We start from the raw sequence: 6,884 nt of genomic DNA, 5'->3' as shown, positions 1-6,884 counted from the left end.
CACCGGCGGTGGGGTGGGACTAGACGAGACCACGCTCGCGGGCCTGGTCGAGCAGGCCGCTGCGGCCCCACTGCGCGACGAGGTTGGTCTTGTCGAATTCGACGGTGCCGCCGACGGACTCGCCGATGGCCTGGTACTGCGCGCCCTCCTCGAGCAGGACCACGAACTTCGCGAGGTCGAGCAGCCCGGTGCGGCCGATGACGTTGACGCCGCCGTTCGCCTCGAAGATCGCGGCCAGGTCGGGGTCGCGGACCAACTGCTCGAGGATGAACTCGCCCGCGCCGACGCTGCGGTCGATGTGCGGCGGGATCTCCCGGGACAGGGTCAGCCGCTGCGAGGCCGCGTACCGGATCGGCAGGCTCTTGTGGGTCTGCGCGAAGCCGCCCAGCCACGGGGTGTGCACGTGCACGATCGAGGTGATCTCCGGGTGCTCGCGGAACACCTTGGCGTAGCCGGTGACGAAGCCGGCGGAGCCACGGCCGGCGAGCACCTCGCCGTCGAAGGTGGCGACGACGGGCTCGACGGTGCGGTCGTCCGCCCACGGGCCGGGCTCGTTGAGGGCGACGGCGATCTCCTCGCCCGGCACCCGTTCGACGAAGTTGACGGTGCCGTTGGCGGAGACGGTGCCGGTCTCGCGGAAGACGCGGAACGCCTTCTCCGCGTCGCGGGTGGCGCTCGCCACGAAGGCGGCGACGGTCTCGGAGATGCGGGATTCGGTGGTGGTCATGGTTTCTCCTAGCGGGTGATGAGTCGTGTGTGGTTGTGGTGGTCCTGATCGCCGGAAGGGCGCACGGGCGGCGGAGTCGCCTGGAGCAGCGGGAGGACCTCCTCGCCGACGCGGTACGCCTCCTCGAGGTGCGGGTTGCCGGCGAGGATGAACGCGTCGACGCCGAGCTCGCGCAGCTCGTCGAGGCGCTGCGCGACCTGCTCGTAGCTGCCGACCAGTCCGAACGCGGGGCCACCGCGGATCAGGCTGAACCCGCACCACACGTTCGGCTGGACCTCGAGATCCCGGTAGCCGGTGATGGTCTCCGGCACCCAGCCCTTGATGCGGGCGGCGCCGACCGAGTCGCCCTGCGCGGCCCTGTTCGCCGCGTCGCGGTCGACGAAGGCCCAGCCCTTCTCGATCTCCGCCCAGGCCGCCTCCTCGGTGTGCCGGGCGACGACGTCGATCCGGACCGCGAACTTCGGTGTCCGCCCGAGCTTCTCGGCGTGGGTGCGGACCCCGTCGAACTTGGCCCGCAGGTCCGCGAAGGGCTCGAGCCAGGACAGGTAGTAGTCCGAGTGCCGCCCGGCAGCACCCACGGCCGCGGCCGACGACCCGGAGAAGTACACCTCCGGGAACGGCTGACCGGCCAGGCCCGGGGGCAGCGCGGCGCCGTCGGTGGCATAGAACCGGCCCGCGTGCTGGTACGGGTCGCCGTCCCAGACGCCGCGCAGCACGTCGAGGAACTCGCTGGTGCGGGCGTACCGGTCGTCGTGGTCGACCTTGTCGCCCCACCACAGCTGCGCCGGTCCCCCGCCGCCGCTGATGATGTTGTAGACCAGCCGGCCGCCGGTGGCCCGCTGCAGGCTCGCCGACATCCGCGCCGCCTGGACGGGATGCAGGAATCCCGGCTGGAAGGCGACCATGAACTTGTAGGTGGTGGTCTCGCGGGCCAGCGCCGACGCCACCGCCCACGGGTCCTCGGTGACCGGGAACGACGGCAGCAACCCGCCGAGGAACCCTGCCGACTCGGACGCCTTGGCCACGGCGGCGATGTGGTCGATGTACCCGTAGCCGTCCAGTTCGCCGCCCCGGATCGCCGGCGCGATGTTGCCCGGGCCGTATCCGTTCGCGTGACCGCGGTTGTAGCGGCGCGGGGTGCGCAGCGACGCGTGGTCGCCCTCCATCCCGATCCGCCAGTAGAAGTCGGTGCTCATGCGGTGGCCTCCTGTCCTGCGATGGTGCGTCCGGCCGGGTCCACCAGGTGCAGCAGATGCTCGCCGGCGCGGTGCAGTTCCTCGATGTGCGGGCGCCCGGTGAGGACGAAGCTGTCGATGCCGGCGTCGACGTAGGCCGAGAGCCGTTGCGCCACCTGCTCGTAGCTGCCGACCAGTCCGATCGGCTCGTCGTAGCCCAGCTCGGTGAACCCGGCCCAGCGACCGTCGCCGAGGTCGAGTTCGTGGGCGACGGGGCTGTCCGGATGGACCTCGCGCCACTGCCGCTCGACCCGTGCCCACGCCTCGTCCTCGCTCTCGCGGGCGATGACCGGCAGCTCCAGCCCGGCGCGCACCGTGCGTCCCTGCGCCGAGGCCCGCTCGGTCAGCGCGGCGACCAGGTTGCCGACACCGTCGACGGTCTCGGTGAACAGGTGCACGTCGCCGTGACTCGCCGACAGGTCCAGCGCCTCGTCCGAGGAACCGGACAGGTACACCGTGGGGAACGGCAGCCCGGACAGGATTCCCCGGAAGCCGCCGTCGACGACGTCGAAGTACTCGCCGGCGAAGTGGAAGTCGGTGCCCTTGAACCCGGCGCCGGCGAGCGGGGTCTCGTTCCACACCCCGCGGGCCACGGCGAGGAACTCCGCGGCCCGGGCGTACCGATCGGCGCCGGTGACCCGGTCGCCCCGGGCCCGGGCGTCGGCCTCGGCGGTCTCCACCTGGACCCGCCAGGCCAGCCGTCCGGCGGAGAGCCGCTGCAGCGTCGCGGACACCTTGGCCGCGTACACCGGGGTACCGAATGCCGGCTGGAACTCGACGATCACCCGGGCGTGCCGGGTGTCGCGCAGCGCACCGCCGCCGACGATCCACGACTCCTCCCCCAGCGGGTCGTAGGGCGCGAGCACCCCGTCCAGGCCGGATAGCTCCGCGGCCAGCACGATCTGGGCGAGGTCGTCGAAGGGCCCGAAGTTGCCGGGGCGCAGGTCCGTTGCCACGGTGGGCACCTGCGGTCCGCCGAAGCCGCCGCGGTTGCGCGTGCCGGGCGTCGCGTGCCTGCCGTCGCCGCGGGAGGGCAGTTGCCAGAGGAACTCGGTCATGACGCCGCCTTTCCCGAGGCCAGCAGTTCGCGGGCACGCTCGAGCGGCTCGCGGGCCACCCAGGACTCGAGGTCGAAGTCCGCGGCCAGGAAGCCGTGCGTGTAGAGGAACTGCTTCTGGATGTCGATCAGCTCGACCCGCTCGTCGGACAGCGACGGGTGCAGGTCCAGGTGGAAGCCGTCCTTGTAGGCGGCCGCGACGCCCTCGGGGCCGGAGAGGGTTTCGCGGGCGAGGACCTCACGGACCCGGTCGAGGTTGTCGGCCGCCCAGTCCGCGGCGCGCAGGCTCTGCGCCAGGAACCCGACCACCAGCTCGGGCCGCGACTCGAGCAGGTCGGCGTGCACGGTGATCGGTCGCGGGGTGCCGTTGTTCACGCGCAGCCGCTTCGCGGCGGTGGCGTCGAGGTCCACCGCGACCCGCAGTCCGTGCTCGCGGGCCACCTCCTGGGCGCGGGCACCCTTGACGTAGATCGCGTCCACGTCGCCGCGCAGCAGCCCGTCGACGCCCCAGGTGGTGGTGCGCTGACTGTCGCGAGCGGCGTTGCGCACCTGCGGGTTCCGCTCGACGTCCACCTCGACGGCGGTCACGTCGGCCAGCGTCAGGCCGCCGAGGCGCAGCGCGGCTGCGAAGCCGTGCAGGGCCATGGCCCGCGGGAAGCTGCGCGCCTGGTCCTGTGCCCAGCCGGGGACGCCGATCCGCAGACCGGCCAGGTCGGACGGCCCCGCGACCGCCGACTCGGGGCCGACGAGGACGGCCTGCGCCTCGTCGATCCAGGTGAGACCGATCAGCCGGGTTCGCGAGCCCTGGGCACGGGCGGCGATCGCGGGGACGTTGCCGCCCTCGCGGACCAGCCCGAGCAGCTGGTGGTCGAAGTGCGCGGCCGCCAGTTCCGGGCCCGCCTCCTGCAGCACGCCCAGGCTCACGCCCGAGTCGGCGGCGGCGTCGGCGAGCCAGCCGAGGCTGTGCGCGAGGCCGCTCGCGGTGGGCACGGGGCAGCGGGTGTACCAGAGGGTGTCGAGGGAGGTGTCGGCTACTGCGGTCATCACGTGCTCCTAGGTGGTTTCGTTGGAAGCGGCACGGCCGACTCCGAGTTCCGCGAGAAACGCTGCGCGGTAGCGCAGGGACTCGGGATCGGTGCGGTCGCGGGGACGGGCCAGGTCGATGTCCACGTCGACGGCGAACCGGCCCTCGTTGAGGATCAGCACCCGGTCGGCCAGGCGCACGGCCTCGTCGACGTCGTGGGTGACCAGCAGCACCGCGGGCCGGTGCCGGGCCACCAGGTCGCCGACCAGGTCCTGCATCTGCAGCCGGGTCAGGGCGTCGAGCGCGGCGAACGGCTCGTCGAGCAGCAGCAGTTCCGGCTCCCGGACCAGCGCCCTGGCCAGCGCGACCCGCTGGGCCTCGCCGCCGGAGAGAGTGGCCGGCCACTGCCTGGCCTTGGTCTCGAGGTTCACCTCGGCCAGCGCCCGCACCGCGCGGGAGCGGTTCTCGGCGGTCCGCCGCTGGCCGACGGTGACGTTGGCCAGCACCCGCTTGGACGGGATCAGCCGTGGTTCCTGGTAGACGGTGGTGCGCTGCCCGGGGACCAGAATCTTTCCGTCGTCGGGCCTTTCGAGCCCGGTGAGCAGCCGCAGCAGGGTGGTCTTGCCGGTGCCGCTGGGCCCGAGCAGCACCACGAACTCGCCGCGGTGGATCTCCAGGTCGACGCCGTCGAGGACGGTCTTGTCGCCGAAGGCCTTGCGGACCCCGCGCAGGGAGACGGCGACGGGCTCGCCGGCCCGGCGGGCGCTGGCCGCGGTCGCGGTGCGCTCGCGGATCGCCAACGGCGGCAGGGGCGTGTCGGTGCTCATCGGACCGCCACCTGTCCGCGCCACGGCATCGCGTACTTCTCGATGACCCGGACGACGGCGTCGAAGATCAGCCCGAGCACCGCGTAGAGCACCACGCACAGCACCATGTAGTCCGTGCGGTTGTACTCCTGCGCCAGCGTCACCAGGTAGCCGATGCCCTCGCGGGTACCGACCTGCTCCGCGGCGATGAGTCCGGTGATGGAGATGGACAGGCAGATCCGCAGCGCCATCAGCACTCCCGGCAACGCGGCGGGCAGGATCGCGCCGACCACCAGCCGCCAGCCGCGCAGCCCGAAACTCTGTGCGGCCTCGACCATCTTGCGGTCCACGTTGCGGACCCCGAGGTAGGTGTAGGCGTACATCGGCCCGACGGTGGCCACCGCGATGAGCAGCACCTTGAAGGTCTCGTCGATGCCGAACCAGGCGATGAACAACGGCACCAGCGCCAGGAACGGGATGGCCCGGTTGATCTGCATGGTGGAGTCGACGATTTCCTCACCGAGGCTGGACAGCCCGGCCAGCACACCGAGCACCAGCCCGATCACCACGCCGAACAGCACACCGACCGCGGCACGCTTGAACGACGCGATCGAGAAGTCCACCAGTTGCCCGGTCTGGTACAGCTCGGTGAAGGCGGACCACACCTTCGGCGGTCCGGCCAGGATCTCCTCCGGCACGGCGCCGGTCGCCGAGCCGATCCACCAGACGGCGACGATCAGCGCCGGGACCAGGAAACGCAGCGGGATCGACACCCAGCGCGGCCGACTGCGGCCGACCCGGTAGCGCGGCTCCTCCAGCTCGAGCTGCCCGGCGGCGGCGCCGCGACCCGCGGCCGTGGTCCCGCCGGGCGCGCGGGGCGCGGTCAGGGTGGCCATGTCAGTTCCCCTTGGTGGGCGCGGACTGGTTCTGCGCGGACGGCTCCGGCGCGGCCGGTGCGGACGGGCTCTGGGCGAGCTTGTCCTGCAACGGGTAGAAGACGTCGTTCGCGGTGAGGGCGCGGGTGGTCACCCCGTTCTGGAAGAACAGGTCCGCGACCTCCTGCAGGTCCGCCGCGTCGTCCGCGGTCGGGTAGTGCGGCACCGACGCCCGGCGCCCCAGGTCGACCGCCCGGGCCAGCCGGTCGCCGGACAGGGCCCGGGGGCCGGCCTTCTCGAAGACGTTCTGGTAGTCCTCGGGGTTGCTGCGCTGTCCCTCGGTGAGGGTCCGCAGCGTCTCGAGGTACTTCGCCGCGACGTCGGGACGCTCATCGAGCACCGCGGTGCGGAAGGCGACGATGGTGTTGTCCTTGGAGTCGATGGTCGCCTCGGTCGCGATCTCGACGCCGCCGCGGGCCTTCGCCTCCTGGTACGGGTCGTTGAACGAGGCCCACGCGTCGACCTGGCCGGTGGAGAACGCCGACGCCGCGTCCGACGGCTGCAGCGGCACCCGCTCGACCTGGTCGAACGGAATGTTGGCCTGCCGCAATGCCTTCAGGGTGATGTACTCGCCCTTGCCGGCGGGGTTGACCGCAATACGCTTGCCGACGAGGTCCTTGACCTCCTTCACCCCCGCGCCGGGAGAGGCGATGATTCCGCTCTGGTCCTGGTCGACCGGGTCGGCCACCGCGATGATCCGCACGGCGACGTCCTTGGAGAGCGCGCCGACGACCGGGCTGTAGGCGCCGCCCGAGACGTCGAGCTGGCCCGCGTTGAAGAGCTTGAGGTTCGCACTGAACGCGGGCGGCGCCTTGACCCACTCGACCTTGGCGCCGAGCGGGGCCAGCGCCGTGTCGAAGGTGCCGTCGCGCTTGCCGACCGCGAGCGGGCCGGCGTTGCCGGGGTCGGTGACCTTGAGGACGAAGGTCGGCTCGGTGCCGGGTGTGGCCGTTGCGGCGGCGTCGTCACTGCCCGAACCGCACGCGGCAACCAGCGCGACGACGGGGAGGATCGCGAGCGCGGCGCGCGCTCGGGGCAGTCGGCGGGTGCGGGACATCTACGGGGCTCCTGTTCGAAGGCGTGTCGTTCAGTGCCCCAAA

General features: G+C 72.2%; 7 protein-coding genes. All 7 read right to left on the bottom strand.

Annotated elements, in window-relative coordinates; translation table 11 throughout:
* Nucleotides 1-19 precede the first annotated feature (19 nt).
* The 7 genes from AC1DU4_RS19490 to AC1DU4_RS19460 are packed head-to-tail and all read right to left on the bottom strand — an operon-like array spanning nt 20 to nt 6,841.
* A complete protein-coding gene (locus AC1DU4_RS19490; RefSeq protein WP_477842592.1) occupies nt 20-727 on the bottom strand; it encodes a class II aldolase/adducin family protein in 708 nt (235 codons plus the stop codon).
* A gap of 8 nt (nt 728-735) precedes the next feature.
* Complete coding sequence (locus AC1DU4_RS19485) at nt 736-1,923, bottom strand: LLM class flavin-dependent oxidoreductase (RefSeq protein WP_477842590.1); 1,188 nt, start codon at nt 1,921-1,923, stop codon at nt 736-738.
* Nucleotides 1,920-3,020 (bottom strand): LLM class flavin-dependent oxidoreductase, encoded by a 1,101-nt coding sequence (locus AC1DU4_RS19480; RefSeq protein WP_477842588.1) that lies wholly within the window; start codon nt 3,018-3,020, stop codon nt 1,920-1,922. The genes AC1DU4_RS19485 and AC1DU4_RS19480 overlap by 4 nt, the downstream gene beginning before the upstream one ends.
* Nucleotides 3,017-4,063, bottom strand: coding sequence for an ABC transporter substrate-binding protein (locus AC1DU4_RS19475; RefSeq protein WP_477842586.1), 1,047 nt, complete (start codon nt 4,061-4,063; stop codon nt 3,017-3,019). Before AC1DU4_RS19475 ends, AC1DU4_RS19480 begins: the two co-directional genes overlap by 4 nt.
* A gap of 9 nt (nt 4,064-4,072) precedes the next feature.
* Nucleotides 4,073-4,870: an ABC transporter ATP-binding protein gene (locus tag AC1DU4_RS19470; protein WP_477842584.1), complete on the bottom strand. Its 798-nt coding sequence runs from the start codon at nt 4,868-4,870 to the stop codon at nt 4,073-4,075.
* The gene (locus AC1DU4_RS19465; protein WP_477842582.1) at nt 4,867-5,745 is read right to left on the bottom strand and encodes an ABC transporter permease; all 879 of its coding nucleotides are present in this window, start codon (nt 5,743-5,745) and stop codon (nt 4,867-4,869) included. Before AC1DU4_RS19465 ends, AC1DU4_RS19470 begins: the two co-directional genes overlap by 4 nt.
* 1 nt (nt 5,746) lies before the next feature.
* Nucleotides 5,747-6,841: an NrtA/SsuA/CpmA family ABC transporter substrate-binding protein gene (locus tag AC1DU4_RS19460; protein ID WP_477842580.1), complete on the bottom strand. Its 1,095-nt coding sequence runs from the start codon at nt 6,839-6,841 to the stop codon at nt 5,747-5,749.
* Between the last annotated feature and the right edge of the window lie 43 nt (nt 6,842-6,884).

It is taken from the genome of Rhodococcus sp. P4_F5 (assembly GCF_056401315.1).
The sequence above is the reverse complement of the archived record's forward strand: the minus strand, read 5'-3'. Positions and strand labels throughout refer to the sequence as shown.

Coding starts and splice junctions, on each gene's coding strand:
- AC1DU4_RS19470 (WP_477842584.1), bottom strand. CDS start 4,870: ATGAGCACCGACACGCCCCTGCCGCCGTTGGCGATCCGCGAGCGCACC.
- AC1DU4_RS19480 (WP_477842588.1), bottom strand. CDS start 3,020: ATGACCGAGTTCCTCTGGCAACTGCCCTCCCGCGGCGACGGCAGGCAC.
- AC1DU4_RS19460 (WP_477842580.1), bottom strand. CDS start 6,841: ATGTCCCGCACCCGCCGACTGCCCCGAGCGCGCGCCGCGCTCGCGATC.
- AC1DU4_RS19490 (WP_477842592.1), bottom strand. CDS start 727: ATGACCACCACCGAATCCCGCATCTCCGAGACCGTCGCCGCCTTCGTG.
- AC1DU4_RS19475 (WP_477842586.1), bottom strand. CDS start 4,063: ATGACCGCAGTAGCCGACACCTCCCTCGACACCCTCTGGTACACCCGC.
- AC1DU4_RS19485 (WP_477842590.1), bottom strand. CDS start 1,923: ATGAGCACCGACTTCTACTGGCGGATCGGGATGGAGGGCGACCACGCG.
- AC1DU4_RS19465 (WP_477842582.1), bottom strand. CDS start 5,745: ATGGCCACCCTGACCGCGCCCCGCGCGCCCGGCGGGACCACGGCCGCG.